Consider the following 26,453-nt stretch of genomic DNA (forward strand, 5'->3'; position numbering starts at 1 on the left):
TGAAATGAGAAGAGGCAGCGCGTAAATTCTGGCTTTGGTTGTCGGGCGATCCAACGTTAAAGGTTGTTAAATTTGTAAATTATCTATGAAAACTAACGTATAACATTTAGAAATATATAAAGAGTTCTGAAAATTCTTGAAAACACGACCGGATAAATTCGCTAGAGAGGGAGCGAGTGTATGCGCGATACGCTGACAGGCAGCCGAATTCGGGAACGGCGTCAGATTGCCGGGATGCGTCAGGCTGAACTGGCGCGGCAGGTCGGTATTTCTGCGTCTTATCTGAATCTGATCGAACACAACCGCCGACGGATCGGTGGCAAATTATTGGTAGACATCGCAGCGACATTGGCGGTGGAGCCTTCGGTGCTGACGCAAGGAGTCGAGGCCACATTGATCGCGGCGCTACGCGAGGCGGCGGCGGATGCCGTTGGTCAGAAGGCCGAGCTGGATGGATTGGAGGAATTCGCCGGTCGGTTTCCCGGATGGGCGGGCGTTCTGGCGCAAATGCATCAACGTGTGGTGTCGTTAGAGCGCACAGTTGAAACCCTGTCTGACCGGCTGACACATGACCCCCATCTCGCGGCGTCGATGCACGAGGTCCTGTCAACCGCCGCCGCGATTCGTTCCACCGCTGCCATTCTGGCAGATACGCAAGAGATCGAACCCGAGTGGCAAGACCGGTTTCACAGCAACCTACATCAGGATGCCGAACGTTTGGCTGAAAGTTCGAAATCGTTGGTGGCCTATCTGGATGAAAGCGATTCTGCCGGGGATCATCGCGGCGTCCCGTTGGAAGATGTCGAGGCATTTTTCGACTCCAACGGGCACCATTTTCCGCAGATCGAACAGGGCGGGGCAAGTGCGGATATTGATCTGAGCGAACTGGACTCGAAGGCCGCAAAATCCCTGACCCGAGACTTCCTGGGTGTCTATGCCGAGGATGCACGGGCGATGCCGCTGGACGATGTGCAGGAGGCGTTGGCCGAAACTGCTATGAACCCGTTGCAACTGGCATCCAGGTTTTCGGTGGATTTGGCGACAGTCTTGCGTCGGCTTGCGGCGTTGCCGGATGGGTATTTGGGTCGCCCAACAGGCTTGGTGATGTGTGACGCGTCTGGCAGCATACTGTTCACCAAATCCATTCCCGGCTTCGCCATGCCGCGTTTTGGCGAAGCCTGCCCCCTATGGCCGTTGTTTCAGGCTTTGAACCGGCCGCTGGTGCCGATCCGGCAACGCATCGTGCAACTGGGTCGGACGGCAGCTGTTTTCGATTGCTATGCGTATGCTTGGCCGCAATCCCCGTCTGGCTATGATGAAGAGCCCAACTATCGCTCGGTAATGCTGGTGCGCTCGATCGAAGATGTGGCGCAGGATGAGCAGACTGTGGCACGTGTGGGACCAAGTTGTAGGGTCTGCCCGCACAGCGACTGCACGTCGCGGCGCGAGCCGTCAATTCTGAGCGAAGGTTTTTGACAGTTTCCTGACACTCCGCGTAAGCTGGCGGCGACGGGTCAGCAAGTCTGTGGCCCGTTACGGGGAGGACAGAATAATGAGCCGTAAGGTTCTGTTAATTGAGGATGAGCCCAACATCGCCGAGGCCATTCGGTTTCTGCTGACGCGCGAAGGTTGGCAAGTTGAAACCCATGGTGAAGGCACAGATGCGTTGCAGGTCATTCAGGGAGCAAGCCCGGATTTGGTTATTTTGGACGTCATGTTGCCGGGCAAAAGCGGGATGGAAATCTTACGCGACCTGCGCGAGTTGGAGGATATGCAGGGCCTGCCGGTTCTGATGCTGACGGCCCGCGGTCAGTCTCGCGATCGCGAGATGGCCGAAAACGCCGGCGTCAGCCGTTTCATGACCAAGCCGTTTTCCAATACCGAAATGCTGACAGCAGTGCGCGACCTGCATGCACAGGCGACTCAGTCATGAGCACCGGCGAAGACCGACCCCCCTCAGGTGTCCGGCCTTCGCTGTTTCTTGAACGGCAGAGCTATCGCCGCCGCAGGCTGTCGGACGCCGCGCGTCTGTTGCCATTCTTGGGGGCGGCGCTGCTGGCCATTCCGCTTTTGTGGCCCGATGCGTCGGGCACGCGGGAGGGGGTGCCTCTGTCTTCGGCGATCTTCTATATTTTCGCATGCTGGGCGGGTCTGATCGTGGCCAGTCTGGTATTTGGCTTTGTCGCCCGGCGCATGGCAACTCAAGACGATTCTGAACCCGAGACGGATCGATGGCCACGCTGAACGTCCTGATTCTGGTCTGCCTTGCCTATGTTGTGCTGCTGTTTGGCGTGGCCTTTGCCGCTGATCGGATGGCGGCAGCGGGGCGGGGGGCGTGGCTGCGGTCTCCGCTAATCTACACGCTATCGCTGTCAATCTATTGCACGGCCTGGACGTTTTACGGCGCTGTTGGCAATGCCGCGCGTTCGGGCTTGGAATTTGTGACGATCTATTTGGGGCCAACGCTGGTGATGGTCAGTTGGTGGTGGGGCCTGCGCAAACTGGTGCGGGTCGGGCGCAGCCAGAGGGTGACTTCTATCGCTGACCTGATTTCTTCACGCTATGGCAAGTCCAACACACTGGCGATCTGCGTGACCATTCTGGCCGTGTTGGGGGGCACTCCTTATATCGCGCTTCAACTGCAATCCATTACTCTGTCGTTTTCGATCTTTGCGGAGGCTGACCCTTCGGGCCTTTATCGCGAAGGATCCAGCGTCTTTTGGGTGGCGGCAGGGTTGGCGGTATTTGCCATCCTGTTCGGCACCCGAAATCTGGATGCCAATGAACGGCACCACGGGGTGGTGACAGCCATCGCATTGGAATCTGTGGTGAAACTGTTCGCGCTGCTGGCGGTTGGCGCGTTTGTGGTCTGGGGGATCGCGGGGGGTGTGGGCCCGATGATGGATCGGATCGACGCCTCTGAGATTGGTCAGTGGAACGTGGATGCGGGGCGCTGGACCACATTTATTTTTCTCTCCGCCGCTGCCTTCATCTGTTTGCCACGTATGTTTCAGGTCATGGTGGTTGAAAACGCGGATGAAGGGCATTTAAGAACCGCCGCCTGGGCCTTTCCGCTGTATTTGCTGTTGATGAGCCTTTTTGTGGTGCCGATTGCTGTTATCGGTCTGGACCTGATGCCCGAAGGGTCAAACCCTGATCTGTTTGTCCTGACTGTGCCCCTGTCTCAGGGCAATGACTGGTTGGCGATGCTGTCCTTTATTGGCGGGTTTTCCTCGGCCACATCGATGGTCATTGTCACCGCGATGGCGTTGTCGACGATGGTGTCGAACCACTTGGTGATGCCAATCTGGCTTAGCACGCAAGAGGCGGGCGGTTCCGTTTCGGGCGATGTGCGGAACGTTGTTCTGGTCGCCCGGCGGGTGTCGATCGCAGTGATCATGGCGCTAGGCTTTTTTTACTACCGCCTTTCCGGTGGCGGTGCGGCTTTGGCGTCAATCGGGCTGGTGGCCTTCGCCGGAATTTCCCAGATTCTGCCGGCACTGGTTGGCGGCCTGTTCTGGCGCGGAGCGACGCGAACCGGTGCGCTGGTAGGGCTGACAGTGGGTTTCCTGCTTTGGATCTATACATTGCTGCTGCCGGGGATGGGCGGTGCGCTGATCCCTGAGACCGTATTGCAAAACGGTCCGTTCGGCTGGGGGTGGCTACGTCCACAGGCCCTGTTCGGGATCGAAGGGATGGACCCGATGGTGCACACCGTGATGTGGTCGCTGTCCCTGAACACGGTGGCGTTCTGTGTTGCGTCGCTGCTGAGTTTCCCCAGCCCGTTGGAGCGTCTGCAGGGCGCGCAATTCGTCAACGTCTTCGACCATTCAGTCGCGCTACGTGGGTGGACTGGTTCGGTGGCGCAGAGCGAAGATCTGATGATTATGACCCAGCGAATTCTGGGTGCAGGCCCTGCGCAGGAGTTCTTTCAGGCCGAGGCCGAACAGCAAGGCGGCCGGTCTAGCTTGCCGGAACCCACGCCCGCTTTTCTGGAACGCTTGGAGCGCGAGCTTAGCGGTTCTGTCGGTGCCGCCACGGCGCATGCGATGATCGGTCAGATCGTTGGAGGATCGTCCGTCTCGGTCGAAGATCTGCTGGCGGTGGCCGACGAATCCGCGCAGTTGCTGGAATACTCCAGCCAGTTGGAGGTGAAATCCGCTGAACTGTCCCGCACTGCACGGCAATTGCGCGAGGCAAATACCAAGCTGACGCAAATTTCGGAACAAAAGGACAGTTTCCTCAGTCAGGTTAGTCACGAGTTGCGCACGCCCATGACCTCGATCCGCGCGTTTTCCGAAATCATGCGCGACACGGATGGGCTAAGCGCAGAGGAACAGACACGTTATGCCGCGATCATCCACGACGAAGCTCTCCGCCTGACGCGGTTGCTGGATGACCTGCTGGATTTGAGCGTGTTGGAAAGCGGCCAGGTCAGCCTGAATGTGGGCGGTGACACGCTCCGCTCGGTTCTGGATCGGGCGGTGTCCAGCGCATTGGCCGGAACTGGGCAGACGTTGACGGTCCGGCGTTCGAAAGCGTCCGAGCGCATCCCGTTGCAAACTGATCTTGATCGGCTGGGGCAGGTCTTCATCAACCTGATTTCCAACGCTCAGAAATATTGTGATGCCGAAGAACCTGTGCTGACGATCTCGGCCCATGATGTCGGCGGGCAAGTGGTGATAGACTTCGCGGATAACGGCAACGGCATCCCGCCCGAGGCTCGGTCGATGGTGTTTGAAAAGTTTGCCCGTGTTGGCGTCGACAAGGCGGGTGGTGCCGGATTGGGATTGGCGATCTGTCGTGAAATCATGCAGCGTCTGGGTGGTGAGATCACTTATCTGCCCGGGCAGGGAGGGGCGGCCTTCCGCGTTCGGTTGCCGCTGGCTTATCGGCAAGCTGCGCAGTGACGCGGTTGTAAAGACAATCGTAACCAGCACCGGGTTATACCTTAAGTCAATCGCAGCAACACACAGCGGATTTAAGTATGACGCAAACGGTCAACGCAGCTCTGGCCCGCAAGCTTTCTGCGGGACAGGAAGAGCAGGGCGACAAGCCGCGTTCGATTTTGCGGGCCTTGCGGCTGGCCTTTGCCCGTGTGGCTGGGGACAAGTTGCAGCTGCCGCTGGCGGTCATCGGGGCCAAGCAATCCAGCCGAACGTCGGACAATTTGGCGGGGTCGGTTGGTGAAGACTGGTTGCTTCTGCAGTTCGTGAACGGTGACGGAGTGGCTGCTGCCGTCTGCCTGGATTTGAGCGCCGTTTCGGCCATCGTACAGGTGCAAACAGTTGGCGAGGTGATGCCGGGTGACCCTATTCCCCGCACGTTCACGCATACGGATGGGGCGATGGTGGCCCCCTTGGTCGAACAGGTTTTGGCAAGGGCGGTGGAACTGGTTGAGGCACCTTTGGATCAGGCCAGCTTGTCGGGGTATGAATTTGTTTCACGCCTGACTGATCTACGCACAATGTCGCTGGCGATGGTCGAAGATGCGTATCGGGTTTTCGATCTGATCGTGGAGTTGGGTGGCGGCCTGCGGCAGGGCCAGATTTCGATCTTCATGCCTGATCGCGCGGTCGAGGAGGAAGGCAACGCCGCACAAGAAGACATTGGCCCAAACCTTGAACAGGCTTCGGGTGTTTTACGGGCGGAATTGAACACGGTGATATGCCGCATGACCTTGCCTTTGGCCTCGCTGTCTCATCTCGTTGTGGGTGATGTGCTGCCTCTGACTGGATCGAGGCTGGATCGGGCAGAGCTGTTGACGATCGAACGTGCACGCGCAGCAATTGGTCGATTGGGACAATGTGGCGGGATGCGTGCTGTGCGCCTAAACGAGTATGCACCGCTTACAGCGCTGGCTCAATCCGAAGCCGAGGAGTTTCTGGGGGCCCGGCCGTCTGTGGCACCGCATCACGAACCGGCCATGACTGGGCAAACGGAGATTTCGCAAATGCCTGCCCCGTTCGATCCAATCGCGCCCGAAGATATAGAGACGAACCTGAATTTCGCCGATTCGGATCAGATGGTTGCTGAGATTTCGCAGCTGGCGGGATTGTCGGTGACGGCAACCGATCCCAATAACCCCAGCTAACTCAGTCAACCTCGCTGCGGATCTGTTCAAGGATCGGTCGTAGATTGTCCAGCGCGTAGCCCGCCTTGGTTGTGGCGTTCAGGATATCGTCCGTGCTCATCCGATCACACTGGCCCAACGCCCAGACCACAGAACACCGCGTGCCCGAGGCGCAATAGGCTAGAACCGGCCCGCCGCAGCTTTCGGCCAGCTCGCGTTGCAGAGCGACATTCTCGGGGGTCATGGTCTGGTGGGTCAGTTCCAGAACCTCGTATTCCATGCCCGCTGCACGAACCGCTTCCCCTATTGCATCTGATTGCATGTTCGCGGGGACCTCGATATTGGGTCGGTTGCAGATCACTTTGACAAAGCCGGCATCGGCAATGGCTGGGACGTCTTCGACCGAGATTTGCGGTGAGACGGCGTAGCGGGGGGTAATCGGGCGAATCTCCATGGCAATTGATTAGGCCGCGTTGGCGGCTCTGTCCAGTTGCCCACTCAGGGTAGGGGCCGCAACCATGCCCGCAATCATGGCGATCAGGAACACGATCCCGCCAATTCCTCCATATCCAAGCGAGGCAAGGGCAGGTCCGGGGCACAACCCGACCAGCCCCCAGCCCATTCCAAACAGAACAGAACCAAAGATCAGACGACGGTCCAATTTGGATGTGGCTTTTTTCGGGAAACTCCCTCCGGTCAGTGGGCGACGGTTGGCCGTCAACCGCCATGCGACCAACATGGGAAGGATCGCACCACCCATCACGAAGGCGAGCGTTGGATCCCATTGTCCGAACACATCCAGCCAACCTTGCACTTTGGTCGTGTCGGTCATGCCGGATATCAGCAGGCCCGTTCCGAACAACGATCCAGCGAGTAGTGAAATCATAAAACGCATCAGATCTGCCCCCAGATTTGGCGCAGCAGGGTAACGGTTATGACCCCGGCCAAGATATAGACGATGGTGGCGACGACGCCGCGTAGGGAAAACCGGGATATTCCGCAAACACCGTGCCCCGAGGTGCACCCATTGGCAATGCGGGTACCTAACCCCACCAGTAGACCTGCGATGACCACTAGAGTGATATTGTCGGTTAGGTGCGTCTGTGACGCAGGTAATAGCAGGGGTCGCAGCAATAAGGGCATACCGATCACCCCCGCCAAAAAGACCAGCCGTTCAAGCGAGCGATCGCTGCCATCAACCAACCCGCCCAAGATTCCGCTAGCCCCCATAACGCGCCCATTGCCCAGCAAGTAGATGGCGGCGCCCAGGCCAATCAGTAGACCTCCGCCAAAGCCCCATATCCATTCAGTTTGCATAGTTGTTCCTTCTAGCAGCCGATGGATTAGAGCTTGTTAATAGGTAATTTCAGGAACACGTCGCCATCTTCATCAGCTGGCGGCATCTGGCCTGCACGCATATTCACCTGCAGTGATGGCAAAATCAGGCGGGGCATAGGCAGCGTTGCATCACGGGCATCGCGCATCTCAACGAATTCTTCGACCGAACGCCCCTGACCAATATGAACGTTGAGCGCCTTTTGCTCGCCAACCGTTGTTTCCCAAGCGTATTCGTCGCGCCCCGGAGCCATATAGTCGTGCCCCACAAAGACGCGTGTGTGATCCGGCAGTGCCAGAATTTTCTGGATCGAAGCGTACAGTGTCGCAGACGAGCCGCCCGGGAAATCGCAGCGCGCTGTGCCGAAGTCGGGCATGAACAGGGTGTCGCCGACAAACGCGGCATCGCCGAGCACGTAGGTCAGGCATGCCGGTGTATGGCCGGGCGTATGCAGAACATCGCCGCGCATCTGGCCAACATGAAAGCTGTCGCCTTCGCGGAAAAGGGCATCGAACTGGCTGCCGTCGCGCTGAAACTCGGTACCTTCGTTGAAGATTTTCCCGAAGGTCTCCTGAATGGTGACGATCTGATCACCGATGCCGATCTTGCCGCCCAGCTCTTGCTGCAAATAGGGGGCTGCGGACAGGTGGTCGGCATGAACATGGCTTTCCAATATCCATTCGACCCGCAGGCTGTTCGCCCGCACATACTCAATGATCTGATCGGCCGTATGCGTTTCGGTCCGGCCAGAGGCATGGTCAAAATCCAGAACGCTGTCGATGATCGCGCATGCAAGCCCTTCGGGTTCCTGCACAACGTAGGAAACCGTAAAGGTCTCGGGATCGAAAAACGCTTTCACTTTCGGTGTCATGTAGCCCTCCGCCGGTGTCACCAAGTCATATATTATTTACGGAATATATTGCAATCAACACTGTGTGATTTGATGCGGGTCAAAGCAGGGTAACCCCGATTCGAGTAAAATTTAATCAAACCGTCCCCGGTCGCAAAATTTGTCTGACGAACAGGCGGTTTTCCGCGCGATTGTGTGGCAATCTAAACGGGTCTTAAAACGGTCACATATATCGGACTAAATGAAGACATTTGGGAGGATAGAAATGTCGTCAGTCAATTTATACTCAGAAGCCGAACAGCTTGAGGAAAAACTCAGCGGGGCATGCCTTGATACACGTCTGGCCCTGCAGCCGAGTGTGGCCAAAGTGATTGAACGGATGCGACAGCAGGGAATGCATGTACCGTCGCGCCTGCGCCGACTGGATGCGGCCCTTTGCGAAGACGCGATGGAAGCGCGCTTTGACAACTTGCCCGTTTGATTCCTGCGATTAACTGAAGGAAATTCCGACAATCACCACCATCAGGCCGAGCACTGACAGAAACAACGAGGCCAGGTTCCACGGCAAAACACCTTGAACAATGGCGCGCAATTCCTCGTCCGAAAGCCCGGACTTGCGCGCCTTCATCACACGCAGAATGCACCAAACCAGGCCCAATAGCCCGGCGAGTGACAGGGCGGCACCGCCCCAGGTGATGAATTCGAACATGGTTCCCCACATTTGCTTGTCATTTCCACCTGCGCTTAGCGGATCGCCACTGGTCACACAAGCCCGGTGGGATTGGACGCTTGCGGCCCGCGCAGCGGCAATGTATCCGGCATGGTGCCCGCTGTAACAGCATTAGAATTCCACCTCTGGGAGAGACGTAAATGGATGACATGACCGAAGATCAGGCCACTGCAAACTATCGTGTTACTGCGGGTGAGCTGCGCCAGTTCATCGAACGGTTCGAACGCTTGGACGCAGAAAAGAAAGATCTTGCTGAACAGCAAAAAGAGGTGATGGCCGAGGCCAAAGCTCGCGGATACGACACCAAGGTCATGCGCAAGGTGATTGCGCTGCGCAAGCGCGACAAGGACGATATTGCCGAAGAAGAGGCTGTGCTTGAGATGTACAAGGAAATTCTTGGTATGACTTAAAACCGCTTCATTGGGATTAGTGTTTCAGCCCGCTGCCAACTGCGATGTCCTTGGTGGCCAAGAAAAACGCTGGCCACGGATTGAAACAGAGCACTGCCACCTAGGGCGAAGACCTCAAATATCGCAGCCCTAGGTGGCAGTGCGGTTATCCTTGAAAAAGAACAACGGGTATTTGGATTTAATGCTCGACAGAATTTGCGCCTCTGCACAAGGCGTTAAGCTGGTGACGAAATTTGTTCTTCGCGCGGGGTCGACTCAACCGTGTTGTTCGAACACCCTGCGCAAGTAAGTAAAAAACTTTCCGTACTGAATATTGTTGGCCTGTGCTGTCTTTTTGAACCAAGCCTCATCTTCTTCCAAAATTGAAAGATGCAGCTGTCCTACGTATTGAGACCTTGGTCTTCCAGTTGTTCGAGTTGGTTTTTCACCCGAAACAAGGTGCGGTTTGACAAAAACCTTGTGTTCTTCTTCAAGAGCCTTTCGCTCCAAGAAGCGATTTTCGAGCCTGTTGAGAATTTCAATCATCTGGGCTTCTGTCAGATGAACTCTGTCCGCCATTTATGGTCCCCGTTTTTTATTCGCTAGGCCATCGAGGAGTTGGAATTTACCTCGAGATTCAAAGTATACTGTATAGACGCCTAGCGTTGTGTGGGCGATTTGTCAAAACATGGCGCATGCAAAAGACGACCCGCTGCTATTGGCTTTTTCGAGAGTTTTGCGCCGCTACAGGCTGGCAAAAAAGTTATCGCAACAAGACCTCGCCACTCATGCCAGCAGGAGCATGCAGTACATCTCACTTCTGGAGTCTGGCCACCACCAACCAACGCTTGGGACGCTACATCTTCTTAGTGGAGCATTGGGCCTGACGATTGCCGAACTGGTTGCCGAAGTCGAAAGAGAGGCTGGAAACATCTAACGATATCTTTGACATGCTTCCGTTTGGCTTTTGTTTCAGTTCATAGCGAGGTTCTATCGTCACGTTGTCTTGCCAACTTTGCACAGTAACTTACGCACGTGTTTTATGTTTCCGATTTGGGTTGGTCGTCCTCGCTGACTGCCAACCCTGCGATTTTGCTAAACAGGTGCCGAACGCTGCTTCGCTGCGCGTGCCCCTTGGTCCAGCTGGTCACATGCCCGTTGCTACACTTGCTAGATCAAGCAGAACAACGTCCCGAAAAATTCTGTCTGATTTTTAGAGTATAGGGATTGAGACACATGGCGCGCAAATGAAAGGTAAGACGACGCGGGGACGTCAGGTAATATTAAGTGATCTGGCTTAGCTGCTGTCTGAGGCTGCCCAGTGTTCGCCCGCACCATCCAAAAAAGACGACTGATTGCGCTGTTCAATTGCGGGTTAGTGGTCTCGTGGCGGCATACCGGACTCTCTCTAATCAAGGCCGTGGGCTAGAGACCTCGAAGTGGGTATTCACCACACGCAGCAAATGCTCAAAGTCACCCTGGACGGCTTCCTCAAGAAAGGTCTGAATTCTGGCTTGCTCTACTCCGGATTGTTCGGCTGCAGTCTGACAGCGTGCCAGCACGTCAAAGGCGTTGGCGTTTGTTCCGGGCAGGTCGATGGTTGCAAGTTTTTTCATGTCAAATCCTCGTGTTAAGTATCAGTCAAATATCGCAGGTCGCGCTTAATCTCAGGTATAAGAATTGCGAATTGGCCCCGATCCAAAGACTGCTTTAAATTCGACAAAATTTGCGATTGTGAAGCCTTTTGCGCCTTTGTCAGCCAACCACCCGCTAGATCCGAACATCGGACACTCGTGAATATTCCGACAGTGCCAGCCTTAGATTCAAAGTTCAAAGTGCTTCGACGCGCTCTAAGGTCAGCGATGCGCAGGAAGCGGACTTTGCAAATTTCTAGCTATTGGACAAACCAAATGACAGGCTGGAAACGATCAACAGGCGTTTTCGACCCAAGGCTTTCGCTACAAGGGCCGGAGTTCTCTGGTAGCGTCAGCCATCTGCCAAAATACCTATAGCTGTGAACCAATTGGCAAAATACTTAGAAATCCAGCAACTATGTGATCCCAAGCCGATCCTGTCGGCTCGAATTTGTACTCAAGAACGTTGCCATCATCGCCTCTTGTGGTCCATTTAAGCCGACCGGCTTTCTCGAGCGTCACGTTGTATGTGTATGCGGGTAGTGCGTCGTCCAAGGCACCCATGGTCTGTATAGTCAATGCTGGCGAGTCAATCAGAATTCCCATCTCGGTGTTGATGTTGACAGATCGTGGGTCCCAATTGAACGACCCTACGAACAAGTATCGGTCATCAACTGCAAATGCCTTGGAATGCAGGCCTGACCTGGATTGAGCCCAGTTAATACCGCGGCGTTGGACCTGATAGGCGTCCGGTCGCAGCTCATAGAGTTCTACTCCACCGCGTAGAAGTGCGCGGCGTTTCTTGGCGTAGTGCGCGTAAACGGGTGCTACGTCGTTAGACGCAAGTGAATTGGTTACAACCTTTACGTCGACGCCGCGGCTTTCCAATTCGGTCAACCATTTCACTCCGTTGTTGCGCGGCACGAAATAGGCGGAGACGATGTTCACCTCACTGCTGGCATTCTCAAAGTACGGAAGCAATTGAGATGCAAGAATGGGACCTGAGTTCTCGAGACCGGCGGCTTTTGAGGGCGGATCAGCATAAAGTTTCGCAGGCAGCCAATCTAATGACAGGGCCCCATCTGCGAAGTTCTCTTGTGCTGACTTTCTGAGGGCCACGCCGTACTGGGTTTGCTTCGCTTCCTCGACCAGTTCATTCAACCTGCTTCGCGCATCGCTAAGGTCAAATTCCCGAGGTTCTCCAACGACCACGCGAGCCGGAACGGCGAATTCGCTGTTCCAGTAAGAGTCAAAGCTATGTGACACCTCGCGTACAACGGGGCCTGCGGCCAGCACATCCAGATCAGCGTAGTTCATTTCCTTCCGTGCGAGGAAGTACTCGGCGCCGATGTTTCTCCCACCCACAAGCGTGAACACATTGTCGGCGGTCATGGATTTGTTGTGCATTCGGCGATTGATGCGCTTGAAATCTGTTAAACCCGCGATCAGAAGGCTTTGTTCCCGCCAGAATGGATTGAACAATCTGATCTCAATATTTTCGTGATCGTCCAGCGCGGCCGTCATCGCGTCATAACTGGACGTATCCATATCATCCAGCAACAATCGGACACGAACACCCCGATCCGCTGCCTGCAAAAGACTGGCAGCGAATAGGTGACCCGTTGGGTCGTCGTGCAGAAGGTAGTATTGCGCGTCTATCGTTTTCTCGGCCGCCGCAGCCAGCAACAGCCGTGAGACAAGAGCTTCTTCGCCGTCACTTATCAGCTTGACGCCTGACCGACCGTCTTTGGGATTGCCAAGGCTGTTGGCCACCCGACTGAGAGTTGTGCGCGAATCTGCCGGTAGCGAAGCCGATACAGTCTTTTCATAGCTGCGAGTTTTGGGGGCGCAAGCGGCAAGGGTCAGCGTGCATAAAATACAGACCACCAACTTCCTTCGTGTCATCAGCTTCCTCCCTCCCCATAACTTAGGTGACTACGCCGAGATGGGTGATTGCAAGTCTGTTCTGTGAAGCATGAGACTGTTTGGCTGGTCGTTGTGGATTTGGTAGAACCCTCAACTTCCCCATACAAGTATGTGATTTTGACGCAATCTCAATTCAAACGTACTCTACCAGAAACCAAGAGCAAACGCGGACCATGCCTGATCCCGAACACAGAAATAACTCCGTCAAGGGTCCTTCGCCGCGTGCGTTGGCCGATGGTATCGGCGTGACAACAGAGGAGTTCAAAATCTCGATGCCAATCGGGATTGGAGCTGTCTTGGCTGCTCTGGCTTCTTTGGCCACGTGCTATTCCGGTATATTGCTGACCTATTTGGTTGGCTACGAAGCGCTTTCCCTAAACCCACATGTGCAAGCGGTACTCATGTGGGTGTTTGCATTGTTGGCGGTTAGTTTCTTATGGAGAGACCGGAAACGACATGCCAAGGAGCTTCCTCTCGTCCTCGGTGGAATTGCTGCCCTCATCCTGATTATCACGCTGTACTTCGGCTATGACGAACGCGTCGAAGCGCTCGCCTATGTGCTTTTGGTGATCGCGGCTTTGCTAAACCAGAACTTTATACTCGATGCTTTGAACCACACGGTTCGCAACCAGACACATGAAATAGAGGCATTGAACGAAAGACTGACCGAGAAAGTAAAGCGCCAGGAAGGCGAGATTGACAGGCTGGGGCGACTTAAACAATTCCTTGCTCCTCAAGTTGCGGAGCTTGTCGTTGAAGAAAACTCTGACGAGCTTCTTAATACTCATCGTCAATACATCGCTTGCCTATTCTGCGACATCCGGAATTTCACGGCGATTTCCGAGGCGATTGAGCCGGAAGATGTCATTACCCTTCTCCAGCATTTCCACGATGAGGTCGGCCATTTGGTTGCCCAACACAAGGGAACAATCGGGTATCGAGCCGGAGACGGATTGATGGTCTTCTTCAATGACCCGGTTCCCTGCGATCAGCCCGTTTTGCAAGCCGTGCGGCTGGCTAAGGCAATAAGTGAAGCCTTCGAAGGAATACGAGCACCCTGGCAGAAACTCGGACACGCAATGGGTTTGGGTATTGGGATCAGTAGTGGTTATGCGACGCTTGGGCTTATCGGGTTTCATGGTCGCGCCGACTACACCGCAATCGGTGGTGCTGTGAATACAGCATCTAGGCTTTGCGATTTTGCCAGCGACGGGCAGATCCTATTAAACCAACGGGCGCTTCTAGACATCGAAGAGCATGTGGAGACAGAGAAGCTCGGAGAAAGGGAATTCAAAGGCATCGGTAACCCTGTGCAGATTTTTCGCGTTATCAGTCTCTGTGATCAGGCAAAGTAATTCTCTCTGTTGTTAGGAGTAAAATCGTTCGTCGTATTTTGAAGGTCTGCTTTGGGCTGCCAACTGACGCTGATGCCAAGGGCGTAGAGCGTCAGTAAAGAGCCCTGAGCGAACTTCGTATTCAGGCAGTTGGAGTAAAAGGCCGCATCATCTATCGTCGAACGCATGTCGGACAAGGGACAACATTTGCAACGAAGGTTGGCAGCAATACTAGCCGCGGATGTCGTCGGGTATTCGGCGCTTATGCATAAAGATGAGCAAGCCACAATTCTAATGCTTGATCACCTCGAAAGCGACATCGTCACCCCAACGATAGCAGGCCAATCAGGTCGTCTCGTAAAGAGCATGGGCGATGGTTGGCTGGTGAAATTTGACAGTGCGGCGCAAGCTGTAACCGCAGCCTTGCAGCTGCAAGAGCAGTTGGCTGAACACTCGTTAATGAACATGCGCATCGGTGTTCATGTGGGTGACATCACAGAAAAAGGTGATGACATCCTAGGTGACGGTGTAAACATTGCCGCACGGCTTGAGAGCATTGCGCCAACCGGTGGCATCGCAATTTCTGAACCCGTACATTTGAACCTTGAACATACTCTGGCAGACGCTTTCAAAGCAGTTGGGAAAAAGAAGCTCAAGAACATCCAACGCAGCCTGGATGTGTGGATTCATGATGGACCGCAACTTGGCGCATCGCATAGCTCACCTTCTTTTACAGAGACGAGCTTGCCAAAGCTCTTCATTCATCCTGTAACATGCAACGACCAACGCACTGAGCTGAGGGAAATGGCCGCAGCTCTCACTTCAGATTTCGGTTCTTTCTTTCGCACGATCAACTGGTTAAACGCGGAAATAACCTCCACGGAAGCATCACAGGGATATGCACTTCGCGGCGTGCTGCGTGGACACGGTGACCGATTGCGCCTGGAAGCCCGCTTAAATGACTCTTCTGGTTCTGAAATCTGGACTCAGAAGTTCGACGGGTTGGTCGATGCTATCTTTGATTGGCAGGACGAGGTCGTAGAAAAGCTGTTGGATACCGTTAGTGGGATCTTGATCCAGTCGCTGACCGCAAAGCTCTCCGCTTTGCCTGAAGACGAACTGACCGCCGAGCAGTGCGTCCTGATGGGCATGATCGTATGGTCGGACGCCAGCATCGACAGCTATGAAGAGACATTGTCGTACCACGCCAGAGCTATCGAAACCAAACCAACCCTTGCTGCCGCCTATGCCGAAGCAATTTGGACAATGAATGGCGCGAGAACCTATGATCTTCGTCGCGAGCTGTCATCCTACTATGATAAGTTGCCACGCTGGATCGAGGCCGGACGGCAGATGGCAGGGCAAAGCCCAACGCTTGATCTGAGTGTTGCAGTGGCTGACTACAATGTTGACGGGGACGCGGATCGACTTTCCGTGGCGCTTGAGCAAATCCGGCAACGAGCGCCACTAGATGCTCGCCTTCATTTGTTTATGGGTTGGGGGTACAACTGGGCCGGGTTTCCTGAAATGGCACTTAGCTGTTTCCAGACAGCGCTTCGATTGGGCCGATATGGAGCCGTTTTCGTGGGTGCGTCCGGAGGTGCTGCCACCTCTTGCGTAATGCTTGGCCGAGACCGTGATGCTATTGCCTACGCAGAAGCAGGTTTGCGCTTCTCGAAGAACTATGCCGCACTTCACAGCACGAGGGCAGCTGCTCACGCAATGCTTGGGGAACCTGAACGAGCGTCAGCGGCATTGGCGCAAATGCTGCAAATGGAACCTGATGAAACGATCTCGAAGTGGCGCAGCAACGTGGACTATGGCGGTTCTGAAGGCGCCGAACGCTACTTTGAGGCGCTTCGCCGGGCAGGATTGCCAGAATAGCGGTGCTGGAACCAAGTTGCGCTGGCAAAACCGGCAGCCTGATCGTGCATCTTAGTAATTGCAAAGCTCGGATTTGATTGTCCGCTTCGGGCTGCGACTAGCCAATCATGCAAACCGCAGAGTACGGCGGCACAGAGCCCAATTTGACCAATGCTGCACTGCGCACCAATGTCTGGACTAAGATGCGCCTAAAACTAACAGAGGGGCACATGCCCTTCCATTTGAACCTTGGTTCTATTCCTCTGGGTGGAAGTGTACGTCCATAGGACCCTCCCATTGAATCAGCAGGATAGTTGGTTCATCAGTGGGAAACGAGTCGTTGTGATGCTCTCCCCCTGGCTGATACCAGTAGTCTCCGGGCGTTTGCAGCGGCAGCTCAGCTTCATTTTCCCCTTTGATGTAGTGCTTAGATGCGCCGGTTACGACAAGGCCGTGGTATCCATGGGTATGCGAGTGCATAGCTCCGGGGAAGTTTGGCGGGAATTTCATTAAGACCGCTGAGGGGCCTTCCTGGGGATTACCCCACAAGAAAGCAAGCTCAAACGGCGCACCTTCAGGTTGGAAGAATTCCGCGTCTCCCAACGCGATTCTGTATGAGCTTATTACCGTTTCAGCGTTGGCAGATAGAGCGATTGCGCTGACGAGAATACCAGTCACGGCAGCAATCTTAGCGATTGAATTGAACATGTTTCTTTCTTTCATCAAGAGGTGGCCGCGACTGTTACGAGACGACTTCACCCCGCCACCCGTGTGAGAACCCGATAGTGAAATTGGCTGGTAAGATTGCTGTCCGAAGGTCAATGATGGATTGATATTCGTCGCTCTTCCAGAAAGCTTCGAGGTTTTCGCGGGATGGAAACCGAACCAAGGTTAGGCCTGCACCCTCTGGCCAGTTTCCTTCAAACTTGGAAATGGAGGAGTCTCGCGCACCTATAACGAGGAGTTCGCCTCCAAAATTTTCCAGAACGTTATTGGCAGCTTTTGCATATTCGCCAAAATTCTTCATATCTCCTTGTTCTGTGAAGCTGAACAGGAGGTAGGCTTCTTTTCCTAAGTACATATTGGGTTACCTTTTGTGTTTTGCAGATTGATTTCCTTGCTGCGCTGAGCCGAGCAATCCCGTTCAGCCACCATGGAAAACGGACAGCGCCATTCGGCGGACGTAGCCGGGGAATGCCGTGTCGTAGTTTTTCCAATCGGAGTATTCGGGCATTTCGATTTCATTGGGGATAGTAAACAGCAGCTCAACGGGGGCTGACGGGTTGCCGCTTGCGAAGGCTTCCTGAAAACGGGCCTCTACTTTTGCTTGCAGCTCATTCAGAAACGCGGCGTTTTCCCTGAGGGCTTCGACACTGTTACCGTTTGAATGCCCGTTGATCGCATAGGCCGGGTTCCAATCCACCAGTGTATTCAAAACAACGCCTGACCCGACGAAGTTGGTGTCCTCCTTGAACTCATGCGGGGAAAGTTCCTGCGGCATGTACATGTCCACGGAAAACACGACATTGCTGTCAGCGACGCGCGCAACCGTAGTTGCAACACCATCCGCAACAGCGAGGTGATGCAACTCGATGGTTTGACCACCAAGATCCACTGTATGGGTGTCGTCGAACGACGTCGTGACCGTGGGCATTGTCATCAACGGCGACAACTTCAGAACGTCGAGGCCGTTCTCCTGCATGATGATCTCGGCCCCGTCGAACACTTCGGTTCCACCAATGTGGTCGAAGTGCTCGTGGCTCAGAGCAATATGCGTAACGGGTTTGTCGGTGACCTTTTCTATCTCAGCTTTCAGTTCTTCAGCGCGCGGCGTGAAGGACGGGTCGGTTACGAGGGCACCGTTCTCCCCGATAACAACCATGCTGGAGTAGCCCATGGAAAAGAAGTGATACACACCTTCCGCGACCTCGGTCATCGGGCTGTTTTGTGCATTTGCGGTTGTCCCCAGCGCGATCAGTGCAGTTGCGGCAAGCGAAGTTTGCAGATTCATATCGGCTCCTCAAAGCTAACGTTGTTCGCCTTAGCTAACAGCGTTAGCAAAGAAGTCAATAGAGTCCTCAAAATACAGGAGAAGACGCCAAGCCATGGTGGGACGGCCAAAAGACATTGCCCGGGAATACGAGGGGTTCGCGACGCGCGACGCCATTCTTGCCGCAGCCGAGAAACTGGCCGGGGAAAGGGGCGCATCCGGTTTGAAAATAAGAGAAATCGCTCGGATTGTCGGCATTGAACCTGCCTCCATCTACAAGCACTTCAAGGGTCTGGGCGCCATATTGACGGCGCTTATTGGTGAATCTCTCGCTGAGGAACACCAGTTGTTAAAGCTGCCCGGGGAACTGGACGGAGAAGCAGCAATTCGGGAACTCAACAGGCGAACGACTCGCTTTTTGTCCGCTAGAAAGGGAATCGTTAGCCTTTCATTGGACGACTTCGCAAAAGCCCACGACCCCACCCGCGATGCCTTTGATGAAAATGAAGGAATAATTGTACAAGGGCTGGACATCGAAGCCGAGCTGATCAGCCGCCATCTCGGACTGGGTGAGCTCGGGCGAAAAAAACTGGGTCAGATTGCAATAGCGCGCCGCTCAATGATCTTGGTTTTTCTAAGCGTCACATGGCTGAACGGAAAGGAAGTGGACGAGGAAAGGCAAGCCGAGATAGCCGACATGGTTTCCGCTTTCCTGCTGGGGTTGCAGTCACAATACTGACAGGAAACGCCGGTTGTCGCGCGACCGGAATGTGCACAGTCGAGAGTGCTCTTAAGGCGTCGTGTCGCTATTCCGTTATCACCGCGTACTAAACATCCGCTTTTTGTGAGTGGTTTGGATAAGGGCCGTTGCGCTTGCGTGCAGCCGACATTCGAGCAGCCGCAGCGTCCGCCTTCAATCCTTCTTGGCTTCCCGCAAGCGATTAGTAATCCGGTTATTTTTAGTTTCGTGTCAATCCAATGTGATGGTCAGCGAAAATGTACTGTTGCTCGCTCGCCAACGCCTCGTGACACGCCGAGCACTGCTCGCGGGGCAGAGCCTGTGACGTAGTCTCGTAGGGCTCAGAATGATGGCCAAAGTTAAAGTATCCAAGGTGGCCCGTTTCCGCAGGAAACCGTTGGACGTCTTTCACCAACATGGCCAACCCGTTGTAGTGGCTCTCTGTCAACACTTCGCCAGCGTCGGCTGGCTTTGTGGCCGTAAACTCTTTTACGATCTGAGTGCCATTGGGCCAGGTTCCGGAGGCCATGTATATGGCGAATGCCATAGGTTCGACATAGGTGTCGATGTATTCGCTGGTTGGTATCGGAAGGTCGTCGATAATGTTAATTTCACCCTGCGGTATCAGGGTCGTACCAACATTTACCCATTGTCTGTGATTCAAAGGCCGGTTTACGGTCCCATCAGCATTGAAGGATACTGGTAATTGGATCGACTCTTCGGCCATTGATACAACACCAATGCAGGTCAGAGCGGCTGCGCCAGCAACAAGCTTTTTCATAACAATTCTCCGGCTTAGGTGGCTAACCCGGCCACGATGGTCAGCGGCCGGGAGCGTATGTGAGCGAGGTTGGAGTTAGTTTGTGGGCAGGATATAGGGGAACTCAGCCGTGTAGCGGTGGCTGTCATCGGCGTTGTCATCGACGGGCACACCCATCATAAGCTGCAACACAGTGTTCATCGCATCATCTTGCAGCGCGCGTCCGTTCAGATCGTCGACGGCGTAACTGGCCTCTGAACCCGGGCGATAGGTGATCACGTCCGGCATGACCATTTCCGCGACTTTCCCCGCGTAGTCCACGCCGTTGCCAACATCTGCTTTGGATGCAGAAACCGCCCAAAACACATTGTTTACGATTGCTTGGCGGCGTTCTTCCACGTCAAGATCTGGTCGGTGTTGCTCATGATCTTCCTGGACCGCTGGCGTGTCGGACAAGAATACGTACGGGAACAGCACGTTGGCATGCCGATCAACCTGGCTCCATTCGCCCTTGTGCGGTACTGCCGTTGTCGTGAAAACCTTGATCTCGTCGCTCAGCATTGAGTTCGGGATATCAATGACAATAAAGCTGGAAGTTGCACCCAGGAACAAATCTCCGTCTTCTTGAAAGAGTTCCGGCGAAAACGTTCCGCCCTGCTTAGCGGCGTTGAACTTGGCCAAACCAATGCCATTGCCAAAGAACGGTTCTTCACCGCGCCCGGCCCAGACCCGAATGTCACCAGGCAGCGTTAGTAAATCGCCGACGTTCCCTCCGCCCAGAGTTTCTCCCGTTTCGCCAAGCTCTGCATTAGGGGAGCCGATCTTGTGAGCTTCGATACTGGCGCCGTCGAAAGTAAATGCAAATGTCATGCCGGTTTCAAAGCCGTCATCCTGCGCAATATGGATATTGTAGATGCCCTCATTGCCGAACGTGACACCAGCAGGAGAGTCCGCTGAACCTGGCGTGCTTGGGTTTGCTGAGGAAATGATGGTGGTGTAGCCATCATTGCTGGATTGAAAGACATAGGTGTCGTTGAGGTCATATTCCGGGTATTGCCCCTGTAATCCCGAGATAAAGTGTCCTGATGCCAACGCCATTCCAGTAACGCTAACCACCGCCAGAGATGCTGTTGAAAAAGTCAGATAAGCAGACCTGGATACATGTTTCATTTTGGTTCTCCCGTGTGATTTTGAAGATTTTGAAGCCTGGCATACCCCCATGCCGCGTATGAGTTTCTGGGCGCAGCTTTATGACTGGGGCAGCTCGTCAATTGGCACGAAGCGAATGGCTGAAGACTTAATGCAGTAGATCAGCCCGGTGGGTTCCGGCCCGTCCAGGAGCAGATACCCGATGTGCCGGTTTGTTGCTTTGGAACGCAGCAGGATACGTATCGCACCATGTTCGCGTTCGTTGATTTCCTCGATTTTTTCTTCCGCTATCGGTCTTAAGAAGCTTGGCCATCCGTTTCCGGCATCGTATTTGTCGTTTGAAGCGAACAAAGGTTCCCCGCTGGTGGCTTCGACATAGATGCCAACTTCCCAGTGATCCCAAAATTCGTTTTCGAATGCCGCTTCTGTTTCCTCCACCGGCAACGGTCTCCCTCCTGCATTTGTCGATCTAGGCACGCCTCAAACCTGCGAACACGTCGCCGTTTTGGATCGCAAGATGGGAATTAGTCTAAAAGCAGAAACCTGACCGAAGCGTCTCGCTACAAGTCAACGATAGTTGCATTTTCTGCGACTTTCGCATCGGTTTCGGCCACCCATTAGCAGATGTGTATTACGATCCTCCTTACGCCTTAAACAGACGCAAGCGTCTGTGGTTGGGCAGATCGTATGCCGAGGCTATTTTGAACGGAAATATCGAGTTGATCGACGACGATAGGCAACGCTTATGGTCACGCATACGCATGCGTGGTGAGTTAATAGGAGGGTCTTGGGGCAAACTATTTGCCGTCGTGTGTCAACCGGCTGGCTGATACTCCGGCCATTCATGCGCCTCTGCAAGTTCCGCAAGCGCCTTCAGAGCGGGCGATGGTGTCGATTGTCCTACAGTGGCGAAGGAGACCTTTCTTGACAGCGTCGGTTCGACAATTGGTCGATGCTCTAGCTCGGGACGCAATAGAGAATATCGGGGAATGCAGCAGACCCCAACGCCATCCCTGACCAGTCCCTGTATCCAATCCTCTCGTTGACTTCTGAAAGCAACTTCAAGCTCAAGGTCAAGTTCCCGGTAATATTCCAGAACTTCTTCGCGGAATTCACAGTGAAGCCGCTCGACATATTGCTGCTTGGCAATGTCACGCAAAGGCACTGTGTCAAGTTCGGAAAACGGATGATCGGACGGAAACGCAATGACCATAGGCTCCTCGAACAACTCAACATAGTCCAATTGCGGATGGGGAGGGCCATGTCGGGCGCAAAAGGCCCCATCCAGAGCGCCGGACAACAACAAATCGGGGATGGAGGCGGGTGCAACGTCATGCAGCAAAATGGAGACCATCGGATATGTGACGCGAAACTCATCCAACATTGGGGCGAGCACACCAGGACCAACTGTACACATCAGTCCTATATTAAGCTCAGCGATTTCTCCTGCATTCACTGCCTTGGCAGTTGCCCGAACCATATGCCGGGTTCGGTCAATCTGTTCAAAATGCGCCCGTAATGATCTGCCAAGCTCGGTCAGTTCATTCTCGCGACCATCTCGGTGGATCAACTCCCCACCAAGCTCGGTTTCCAAACGTTTGATGGCCTGCGTCAACGCCGGTTGTGACACAAAGCATTGCTCGGCCGCTCGCGTAAAGTTCAGCGTATCAGCGAGTGCTAGAAAGTATCGTATTTGATTGAAATCCATGATGTCTGAACTCCCCCGTTTGGCCTTCAAATGTCACGCAGAAGCCATTCGATGGCAAGACACCGCTACGATGGGGCGGGCCCATCTCCTTTGCGTCAAGTCTCCCGATATTCGCTTGCAGGCAAAATTCAGAGCTCCCCTTGGGAGATTTATTCGCGCACGATAAGCGGAGCCTATCGTCTTCGATCAAATCGCTATTTCAAATCGGTTTGCCAAAAAACTAATCTTCCTCTGAAACACCTAGGCACGTCGCAGTGGGCAGCGGCAGATCTGTCAGATGCTCACAACAAACAGTTGAAAGTAAAGCGAAAGAATAAGCAGGAGAAAAACCGATGGTACGGCACTCCATGGCGTTCTTGTTGGGTGTGATCTTCATGCTTTCGTCATCACAGCACGCAAATGCGGAAGAAGCTAACTGGGGCTACGTTGGCGACACTGGCCCTGAACATTGGGGAGAATTAAGCCCGGCGCTGAGTATTTGCTCTGAGGGTCACGAACAATCGCCAATCGATATCAAGACATCAATGACCGTCAAGGCTGAGCCGCCAGCATTGGTTCTGCACTGGCAAGCGTTCGCACCAGCGATCATGAATAGCGGGCATTCTCTGGAAGTCAGCACTCAAGGCCAAGCTGGTAGCGCCGCCATTGGAAATCGGAAGTACCAATTTGTCCAATTCCATTTCCACCACGGCTCTGAGCACCATATCGACAGCAAGCAGGCGGATGCGGAAATCCATTTCGTGCACCAATCCGACGAAGGCGATTTGCTCGTAATTGCAGTGCTGGTAGAGACCGGCGCGGCGAATGTTGAAGTGGACAGCTTGCTAGACCACGTCCCAGCCAAGGGGCAATTCGTGAAACCAGAAATTGTGATGTCTCCGGGAAATCTGATACCCGGCCACCCTGCTGGTTATAGATACAAGGGCTCTTTGACCACGCCGGGATGCTTTGAAATAATCACATGGCACGTTGTAAGCGACACGGTTACGTTGTCGGCGAAGCAGCTCCAAGAGTTGCGCTCAACATTTCCTTCCAATGTGCGCCCCGTTCAGGAAATAGGGCGCAGGTATATTCTCGCTACTGACTAAACCAAGGTGGTCACTGGCATGGACGGAACGAATGGCCGCTTCGTCCCGCTAAGCCGGAATTGCAAAGTCTTGGATTGAATGTCCGGTTTGGGCTGCGAGTGATTAAACATGCTCATCGCGGAGAACGGCAGCGGAGCGGTGTGGAAGTAGTGTTGATTTAAGCCAGTCATCGAGTCACCCTCCCACCCGAATGAATGCCGTTCTCGGTTAAAGGGATTTAGGTATCATCAATGTTAAACGACAACTTCTTTTGCCAGCCAAATCGCGTGACTCAAGTAGGATGGAGTTTGAAATGCAGAGGCATTGGATTGGTATGAAAACGTGACTGCCTCGAACCGACCTATACTCATCGTCGGGGCCGGGCCGACGGGGTTAGTCTTGGCCATCGAACTTGCACGGCGTAACGTACCCTTCCGCATCGTTGACCACTTACAGAAACCGAATGTCCGGAGTGCGGCGATTTTCATCAAGTCCCGTAGTCTGGAGATCCTGTCAGACCTAGGAATTGCGGAGCGCTTCCTGTCGTGTGGCGAATTGGTGGAGGGCGTCAACCTCTTTCTCGGCTCGGAACAGGTTGCCAACTACCGTTTCGCCGAGCTCGACAGCCCTTTCCCCAACATTCTTTCCATCCCCGAGAACATCACGGTGGAACTGCTCACAGAACAACTGATTGTCCTCGGCGGGTCTATAGAGCGTGGCGTGGAATTCACTGGCCTGGAAGACCTCGGCACTCACTGTCTAGTGACTCTGCGCAGGCAGGATCAAAGCGAAAACAAACTGGAAGTTTCCTGGGTGGTGGGTACGGACGGCTACCACAGTGCAGTCCGGGGAGCTATTGGCGACCGATTTGACGGCCATGACTACCCTCAGCTCTGGGGTGTCGTAGACACGGAACTGGAACGCTGGAAACATTCACGAAGCTTGGTTTCTGCCCAGCTCGAACCACCCAATGTGATCCCATTTCCGCTCGGCAAACAGCGCTGGCGCGTCTACTTTCGCCCCAAGAAGGCAGATGTTAGCGCGTTGTTGGAAGCTGAAGAGCGGTTGGCTGTCGTTTCACCCGGCGTGAGGTTGGTCAACACTGAAGATCCGCAGTTTTTTCGATCCCATTCGCGTTTGGCCCGCCACTTCCGTATGGGCCGTGTGTTTCTTGCTGGAGACGCTGCCCATGCGTCAAATCCGATTGAAGGCCACGGAATGAATGCAGGTATCCAAGATGCGTATAATCTGGGCTGGAAGTTGTCGGCGATGACCGCCGGCACGGCAAGCGATGAACTGATCGCGTCCTATGAATTGGAACGTCGGGTTGTCGATCAAAGCATTGTACATTCTGGAGAGGAAGCTTATGAGCGCATGGTGCCCAACGCTGATGCGGCACGCAGGAGCCTGATTGAGTTCCTTTCTACGAAAGAGGGTCAGAGTTTTGCGGCTCTTTCTGAATCGGAAATCACCTTCGCTTATAACAAAAGCGCGGTTGTCATCGAGGAGGAGGCAGCGACGTCTGCCTCGCCCCCGGCGACGGCCATTGGCGCGCGGGTCGGCGACGCCCGGAGCCTGAAATACAAAGGCAAGCACTTTAACCTTCATGCCCTCATTGCCGGAACCAGCGCACATGTCTTCCTCACATTGGGTAAAGCCACTGAAAGCGACTTTGAGTGGGGATCAGAGTTGCTGCGTGCCGTTCATGCAGGCGCAGATCCGGATCAGACTATGACTCATTTGGTTTCGTTGCGCGCGTCAGCCAAAACCCTCGATAAATCAACGTTGTTGGACAGCGGTGGTCAGTTGCACGCAAGGTTTGGGGGCGAGGGAAAGGTGCTCTGTGTGATACGCCCCGACGGGCATCTTGGTTATCGGTCAGCATACCCTGATTTGCAGAAAGTCCTGTCATATCTCCAAAACATCGGCGTGGCTCTTTGAACTAGTGACAGTTTTGTCCCGCAAGGCAGACATCGGCGTGACGTGCGCTACATGATGTGTAATTTTGATGATTGTATGGGGTTGTTCCGTGCAGGAAAGGGCAAGCTATGAAACCAAATAGTAAGTCCCGCCGTAACCTTCTAGGTGGCATTGCAGGACTAGTGGGCGTCAGTTCGCTGGATGCAAGGGCCGCTGCGGCTGTGCTCACACCAAGCGCAGCAGAAGGGCCGTATTATCCAACGCCAGCCATGCGGACGCCCGATATAGATAATGACCTAGTTAAGATCAGAGGACGTGTTGAAGATGCCGGTGGCGAAGTCTTTACACTGCGTGGGACGCTCACGGGCACCAATGGACAACCCCTTTCCAGACATCGCATCGAAATCTGGCAATGCGACATGGACGGCAACTATATGCACCCACGCGACCGTCGCGGTGTCAACTTTGATCAGGCCTTCCAGGGCTTTGGTCATGACGTAACTGACAATGGTGGGAACTACGTTTTCCGCACAATTAAGCCGACAATCTACCCCGGACGCACACCCCATATTCACGTAAAGGTGTTTGATGGCAGCCGAGAGTTGTTGACGACACAGTTTTATATAAAAGGCCACCCGAACAACGCCCGCGATGCGTTGTTCAACCGTATGTCCAAGGTTGAGGCCAACTCAGTGTCTTTGGAATTTGCACAGGGTGCGACTGGACTTGAAGCGACCGTCAATGTTGTCGTCTAGTGATGAAGCATTAGTCCGCATAGTTGGCATTGCAAAGTTCGGTTTTGAATGTCCGGTTCGGGCTGCCAGCAGTCACTGATGGGAAAAGCTGGGAACGGCGACACCGAGCCCAAAACTTTCATATGCCGCGCGTAGATCAAAACGGCTGCAATTCGTATTGTGTTCACCCAAATTTGGTTTCAATCAGCGTAGCGTTTGGGCCAATGGCAAAGGCGTTTGCAAAGGGTCAC

General features: G+C 54.2%; 29 protein-coding genes. 14 read left to right on the top strand and 15 right to left on the bottom strand.

Translation table 11 applies throughout. The features are described 5' to 3' along the window. Positions 1-180 precede the first annotated feature (180 nt). From ACR0DT_RS09605 to ACR0DT_RS09625, 5 genes are all read left to right on the top strand, one after another. Positions 181-1,476: a short-chain fatty acyl-CoA regulator family protein gene (locus tag ACR0DT_RS09605; protein WP_480710513.1), complete on the top strand. Its 1,296-nt coding sequence runs from the start codon at positions 181-183 to the stop codon at positions 1,474-1,476. Positions 1,477-1,552: 76 nt separating this feature from the next. Continuing rightward, positions 1,553-1,933, top strand: a complete 381-nt coding sequence (locus ACR0DT_RS09610) for a response regulator transcription factor (RefSeq protein ID WP_480710514.1) — start codon at positions 1,553-1,555, stop codon at positions 1,931-1,933. After that, complete coding sequence (locus tag ACR0DT_RS09615) at positions 1,930-2,244, top strand: hypothetical protein (protein ID WP_480710515.1); 315 nt, start codon at positions 1,930-1,932, stop codon at positions 2,242-2,244. The genes ACR0DT_RS09610 and ACR0DT_RS09615 overlap by 4 nt, the downstream gene beginning before the upstream one ends. Further along, positions 2,232-4,910 carry an ATP-binding protein gene (locus tag ACR0DT_RS09620; protein WP_480710516.1) on the top strand — a complete coding sequence of 893 codons (2,679 nt, stop codon included), beginning with the start codon at positions 2,232-2,234 and terminating at the stop codon, positions 4,908-4,910. The genes ACR0DT_RS09615 and ACR0DT_RS09620 overlap by 13 nt, the downstream gene beginning before the upstream one ends. Before the next feature lie 77 nt (positions 4,911-4,987). Then, entirely contained in the window at positions 4,988-6,094 is a 1,107-nt protein-coding gene (locus ACR0DT_RS09625; protein WP_480710517.1) for a FliM/FliN family flagellar motor C-terminal domain-containing protein, read from the top strand. A gap of 1 nt (position 6,095) precedes the next feature. Here ACR0DT_RS09625 and ACR0DT_RS09630 read toward each other — a convergent pair whose 3' ends face one another. The 4 genes from ACR0DT_RS09630 to ACR0DT_RS09645 are packed head-to-tail and all read right to left on the bottom strand — an operon-like array spanning position 6,096 to position 8,280. Beyond that, the gene (locus tag ACR0DT_RS09630; RefSeq protein ID WP_480710518.1) at positions 6,096-6,527 is read right to left on the bottom strand and encodes a protein tyrosine phosphatase family protein; all 432 of its coding nucleotides are present in this window, start codon (positions 6,525-6,527) and stop codon (positions 6,096-6,098) included. Positions 6,528-6,536: 9 nt separating this feature from the next. Continuing rightward, complete coding sequence (locus ACR0DT_RS09635; protein WP_480710519.1) at positions 6,537-6,968, bottom strand: DUF6691 family protein; 432 nt, start codon at positions 6,966-6,968, stop codon at positions 6,537-6,539. Then, complete coding sequence (locus ACR0DT_RS09640) at positions 6,968-7,390, bottom strand: YeeE/YedE family protein (protein WP_480710520.1); 423 nt, start codon at positions 7,388-7,390, stop codon at positions 6,968-6,970. The genes ACR0DT_RS09635 and ACR0DT_RS09640 overlap by 1 nt, the downstream gene beginning before the upstream one ends. Positions 7,391-7,416: 26 nt before the next feature. After that, positions 7,417-8,280, bottom strand: coding sequence for an MBL fold metallo-hydrolase (locus ACR0DT_RS09645; protein ID WP_480710521.1), 864 nt, complete (start codon positions 8,278-8,280; stop codon positions 7,417-7,419). 244 nt (positions 8,281-8,524) lie between these two features. Between ACR0DT_RS09645 and ACR0DT_RS09650 the strand changes: the two genes are divergently transcribed. Continuing rightward, on the top strand, positions 8,525-8,740 hold the full coding sequence (locus ACR0DT_RS09650; RefSeq protein ID WP_480710522.1) for a hypothetical protein: 216 nt from the start codon (positions 8,525-8,527) through the stop codon (positions 8,738-8,740). A 9-nt stretch (positions 8,741-8,749) separates the two neighbouring features. On the opposite strand, the gene ACR0DT_RS09655 is transcribed toward ACR0DT_RS09650, so the two are convergent. Beyond that, positions 8,750-8,968, bottom strand: coding sequence for a hypothetical protein (locus ACR0DT_RS09655; RefSeq protein ID WP_480710523.1), 219 nt, complete (start codon positions 8,966-8,968; stop codon positions 8,750-8,752). Positions 8,969-9,129: 161 nt separating this feature from the next. Between ACR0DT_RS09655 and ACR0DT_RS09660 the strand changes: the two genes are divergently transcribed. Continuing rightward, on the top strand, positions 9,130-9,399 hold the full coding sequence (locus ACR0DT_RS09660) for a DUF2312 domain-containing protein (protein ID WP_480710524.1): 270 nt from the start codon (positions 9,130-9,132) through the stop codon (positions 9,397-9,399). 255 nt (positions 9,400-9,654) lie between these two features. On the opposite strand, the gene ACR0DT_RS09665 is transcribed toward ACR0DT_RS09660, so the two are convergent. Then, positions 9,655-9,957, bottom strand: coding sequence for a hypothetical protein (locus ACR0DT_RS09665; protein WP_480710525.1), 303 nt, complete (start codon positions 9,955-9,957; stop codon positions 9,655-9,657). Between the two features lie 109 nt (positions 9,958-10,066). On the opposite strand from ACR0DT_RS09665, the gene ACR0DT_RS09670 reads away from it, so the two are divergent. Beyond that, positions 10,067-10,315: a helix-turn-helix domain-containing protein gene (locus tag ACR0DT_RS09670; RefSeq protein ID WP_480710526.1), complete on the top strand. Its 249-nt coding sequence runs from the start codon at positions 10,067-10,069 to the stop codon at positions 10,313-10,315. A gap of 475 nt (positions 10,316-10,790) precedes the next feature. On the opposite strand, the gene ACR0DT_RS09675 is transcribed toward ACR0DT_RS09670, so the two are convergent. Further along, a complete protein-coding gene (locus tag ACR0DT_RS09675; protein ID WP_480710527.1) occupies positions 10,791-10,994 on the bottom strand; it encodes a hypothetical protein in 204 nt (67 codons plus the stop codon). Positions 10,995-11,384: 390 nt separating this feature from the next. After that, positions 11,385-12,917: a phospholipase D family protein gene (locus ACR0DT_RS09680; protein ID WP_480710528.1), complete on the bottom strand. Its 1,533-nt coding sequence runs from the start codon at positions 12,915-12,917 to the stop codon at positions 11,385-11,387. 194 nt (positions 12,918-13,111) lie between these two features. On the opposite strand from ACR0DT_RS09680, the gene ACR0DT_RS09685 reads away from it, so the two are divergent. Continuing rightward, positions 13,112-14,293 carry an adenylate/guanylate cyclase domain-containing protein gene (locus tag ACR0DT_RS09685; RefSeq protein WP_480710529.1) on the top strand — a complete coding sequence of 394 codons (1,182 nt, stop codon included), beginning with the start codon at positions 13,112-13,114 and terminating at the stop codon, positions 14,291-14,293. Between the two features lie 165 nt (positions 14,294-14,458). Next, complete coding sequence (locus ACR0DT_RS09690; RefSeq protein ID WP_480710530.1) at positions 14,459-16,156, top strand: adenylate/guanylate cyclase domain-containing protein; 1,698 nt, start codon at positions 14,459-14,461, stop codon at positions 16,154-16,156. A 234-nt stretch (positions 16,157-16,390) separates the two neighbouring features. Here the strand turns inward: ACR0DT_RS09690 and ACR0DT_RS09695 are convergent, their stop codons facing one another. The 3 genes from ACR0DT_RS09695 to ACR0DT_RS09705 all read right to left on the bottom strand — a co-directional run bounded on the left by ACR0DT_RS09695 (position 16,391) and on the right by ACR0DT_RS09705 (position 18,146). Beyond that, positions 16,391-16,858, bottom strand: coding sequence for a DUF4437 domain-containing protein (locus tag ACR0DT_RS09695; RefSeq protein WP_480710531.1), 468 nt, complete (start codon positions 16,856-16,858; stop codon positions 16,391-16,393). A 19-nt stretch (positions 16,859-16,877) separates the two neighbouring features. Further along, positions 16,878-17,216, bottom strand: coding sequence for a DUF1330 domain-containing protein (locus ACR0DT_RS09700; RefSeq protein ID WP_480710532.1), 339 nt, complete (start codon positions 17,214-17,216; stop codon positions 16,878-16,880). A 63-nt stretch (positions 17,217-17,279) separates the two neighbouring features. Continuing rightward, positions 17,280-18,146: an MBL fold metallo-hydrolase gene (locus tag ACR0DT_RS09705; protein WP_480710533.1), complete on the bottom strand. Its 867-nt coding sequence runs from the start codon at positions 18,144-18,146 to the stop codon at positions 17,280-17,282. Positions 18,147-18,240: 94 nt separating this feature from the next. On the opposite strand from ACR0DT_RS09705, the gene ACR0DT_RS09710 reads away from it, so the two are divergent. Next, complete coding sequence (locus ACR0DT_RS09710) at positions 18,241-18,864, top strand: TetR/AcrR family transcriptional regulator (protein WP_480710534.1); 624 nt, start codon at positions 18,241-18,243, stop codon at positions 18,862-18,864. 220 nt (positions 18,865-19,084) lie between these two features. Here ACR0DT_RS09710 and ACR0DT_RS09715 read toward each other — a convergent pair whose 3' ends face one another. From ACR0DT_RS09715 to ACR0DT_RS09730, 4 genes are all read right to left on the bottom strand, one after another. Next, the gene (locus tag ACR0DT_RS09715; RefSeq protein WP_480710535.1) at positions 19,085-19,645 is read right to left on the bottom strand and encodes a cytochrome P460 family protein; all 561 of its coding nucleotides are present in this window, start codon (positions 19,643-19,645) and stop codon (positions 19,085-19,087) included. A gap of 75 nt (positions 19,646-19,720) precedes the next feature. Next, the gene (locus ACR0DT_RS09720) at positions 19,721-20,794 is read right to left on the bottom strand and encodes a DUF4331 family protein (RefSeq protein ID WP_480710536.1); all 1,074 of its coding nucleotides are present in this window, start codon (positions 20,792-20,794) and stop codon (positions 19,721-19,723) included. A 78-nt stretch (positions 20,795-20,872) separates the two neighbouring features. Next, positions 20,873-21,211, bottom strand: a complete 339-nt coding sequence (msrB, locus tag ACR0DT_RS09725) for a peptide-methionine (R)-S-oxide reductase MsrB (protein ID WP_480710680.1) — start codon at positions 21,209-21,211, stop codon at positions 20,873-20,875. Positions 21,212-21,587: 376 nt separating this feature from the next. After that, positions 21,588-22,481, bottom strand: a complete 894-nt coding sequence (locus ACR0DT_RS09730) for a LysR family transcriptional regulator (protein ID WP_480710537.1) — start codon at positions 22,479-22,481, stop codon at positions 21,588-21,590. 332 nt (positions 22,482-22,813) lie between these two features. Between ACR0DT_RS09730 and ACR0DT_RS09735 the strand changes: the two genes are divergently transcribed. The 3 genes from ACR0DT_RS09735 (at position 22,814) to ACR0DT_RS09745 (ending at position 26,223) form a co-directional block, all read left to right on the top strand. Further along, positions 22,814-23,569: a carbonic anhydrase gene (locus tag ACR0DT_RS09735; RefSeq protein ID WP_480710538.1), complete on the top strand. Its 756-nt coding sequence runs from the start codon at positions 22,814-22,816 to the stop codon at positions 23,567-23,569. A gap of 321 nt (positions 23,570-23,890) precedes the next feature. Then, entirely contained in the window at positions 23,891-25,489 is a 1,599-nt protein-coding gene (locus tag ACR0DT_RS09740) for an FAD-dependent monooxygenase (protein ID WP_480710681.1), read from the top strand. Between the two features lie 107 nt (positions 25,490-25,596). Next, the gene (locus ACR0DT_RS09745; protein WP_480710539.1) at positions 25,597-26,223 is read left to right on the top strand and encodes a dioxygenase family protein; all 627 of its coding nucleotides are present in this window, start codon (positions 25,597-25,599) and stop codon (positions 26,221-26,223) included. Positions 26,224-26,453: the final 230 nt, after the last annotated feature.

Source organism: Ruegeria sp. BI11 (assembly GCF_056538005.1).

Bases quoted from the DNA above. Each gene is read 5' to 3' on its own strand.
- ACR0DT_RS09605 (WP_480710513.1), top strand. From the start codon at position 181: ATGCGCGATACGCTGACAGGCAGCCGAATTCGGGAACGGCGTCAGATT.
- ACR0DT_RS09610 (WP_480710514.1), top strand. From the start codon at position 1,553: ATGAGCCGTAAGGTTCTGTTAATTGAGGATGAGCCCAACATCGCCGAG.
- ACR0DT_RS09615 (WP_480710515.1), top strand. From the start codon at position 1,930: ATGAGCACCGGCGAAGACCGACCCCCCTCAGGTGTCCGGCCTTCGCTG.
- ACR0DT_RS09620 (WP_480710516.1), top strand. From the start codon at position 2,232: ATGGCCACGCTGAACGTCCTGATTCTGGTCTGCCTTGCCTATGTTGTG.
- ACR0DT_RS09625 (WP_480710517.1), top strand. From the start codon at position 4,988: ATGACGCAAACGGTCAACGCAGCTCTGGCCCGCAAGCTTTCTGCGGGA.
- ACR0DT_RS09630 (WP_480710518.1), bottom strand. From the start codon at position 6,527: ATGGAGATTCGCCCGATTACCCCCCGCTACGCCGTCTCACCGCAAATC.
- ACR0DT_RS09635 (WP_480710519.1), bottom strand. From the start codon at position 6,968: ATGCGTTTTATGATTTCACTACTCGCTGGATCGTTGTTCGGAACGGGC.
- ACR0DT_RS09640 (WP_480710520.1), bottom strand. From the start codon at position 7,390: ATGCAAACTGAATGGATATGGGGCTTTGGCGGAGGTCTACTGATTGGC.
- ACR0DT_RS09645 (WP_480710521.1), bottom strand. From the start codon at position 8,280: ATGACACCGAAAGTGAAAGCGTTTTTCGATCCCGAGACCTTTACGGTT.
- ACR0DT_RS09650 (WP_480710522.1), top strand. From the start codon at position 8,525: ATGTCGTCAGTCAATTTATACTCAGAAGCCGAACAGCTTGAGGAAAAA.
- ACR0DT_RS09655 (WP_480710523.1), bottom strand. From the start codon at position 8,968: ATGTTCGAATTCATCACCTGGGGCGGTGCCGCCCTGTCACTCGCCGGG.
- ACR0DT_RS09660 (WP_480710524.1), top strand. From the start codon at position 9,130: ATGGATGACATGACCGAAGATCAGGCCACTGCAAACTATCGTGTTACT.
- ACR0DT_RS09665 (WP_480710525.1), bottom strand. From the start codon at position 9,957: ATGGCGGACAGAGTTCATCTGACAGAAGCCCAGATGATTGAAATTCTC.
- ACR0DT_RS09670 (WP_480710526.1), top strand. From the start codon at position 10,067: ATGGCGCATGCAAAAGACGACCCGCTGCTATTGGCTTTTTCGAGAGTT.
- ACR0DT_RS09675 (WP_480710527.1), bottom strand. From the start codon at position 10,994: ATGAAAAAACTTGCAACCATCGACCTGCCCGGAACAAACGCCAACGCC.
- ACR0DT_RS09680 (WP_480710528.1), bottom strand. From the start codon at position 12,917: ATGACACGAAGGAAGTTGGTGGTCTGTATTTTATGCACGCTGACCCTT.
- ACR0DT_RS09685 (WP_480710529.1), top strand. From the start codon at position 13,112: ATGCCTGATCCCGAACACAGAAATAACTCCGTCAAGGGTCCTTCGCCG.
- ACR0DT_RS09690 (WP_480710530.1), top strand. From the start codon at position 14,459: ATGTCGGACAAGGGACAACATTTGCAACGAAGGTTGGCAGCAATACTA.
- ACR0DT_RS09695 (WP_480710531.1), bottom strand. From the start codon at position 16,858: ATGAAAGAAAGAAACATGTTCAATTCAATCGCTAAGATTGCTGCCGTG.
- ACR0DT_RS09700 (WP_480710532.1), bottom strand. From the start codon at position 17,216: ATGTACTTAGGAAAAGAAGCCTACCTCCTGTTCAGCTTCACAGAACAA.
- ACR0DT_RS09705 (WP_480710533.1), bottom strand. From the start codon at position 18,146: ATGAATCTGCAAACTTCGCTTGCCGCAACTGCACTGATCGCGCTGGGG.
- ACR0DT_RS09710 (WP_480710534.1), top strand. From the start codon at position 18,241: ATGGTGGGACGGCCAAAAGACATTGCCCGGGAATACGAGGGGTTCGCG.
- ACR0DT_RS09715 (WP_480710535.1), bottom strand. From the start codon at position 19,645: ATGAAAAAGCTTGTTGCTGGCGCAGCCGCTCTGACCTGCATTGGTGTT.
- ACR0DT_RS09720 (WP_480710536.1), bottom strand. From the start codon at position 20,794: ATGAAACATGTATCCAGGTCTGCTTATCTGACTTTTTCAACAGCATCT.
- ACR0DT_RS09730 (WP_480710537.1), bottom strand. From the start codon at position 22,481: ATGGATTTCAATCAAATACGATACTTTCTAGCACTCGCTGATACGCTG.
- ACR0DT_RS09735 (WP_480710538.1), top strand. From the start codon at position 22,814: ATGGTACGGCACTCCATGGCGTTCTTGTTGGGTGTGATCTTCATGCTT.
- ACR0DT_RS09745 (WP_480710539.1), top strand. From the start codon at position 25,597: ATGAAACCAAATAGTAAGTCCCGCCGTAACCTTCTAGGTGGCATTGCA.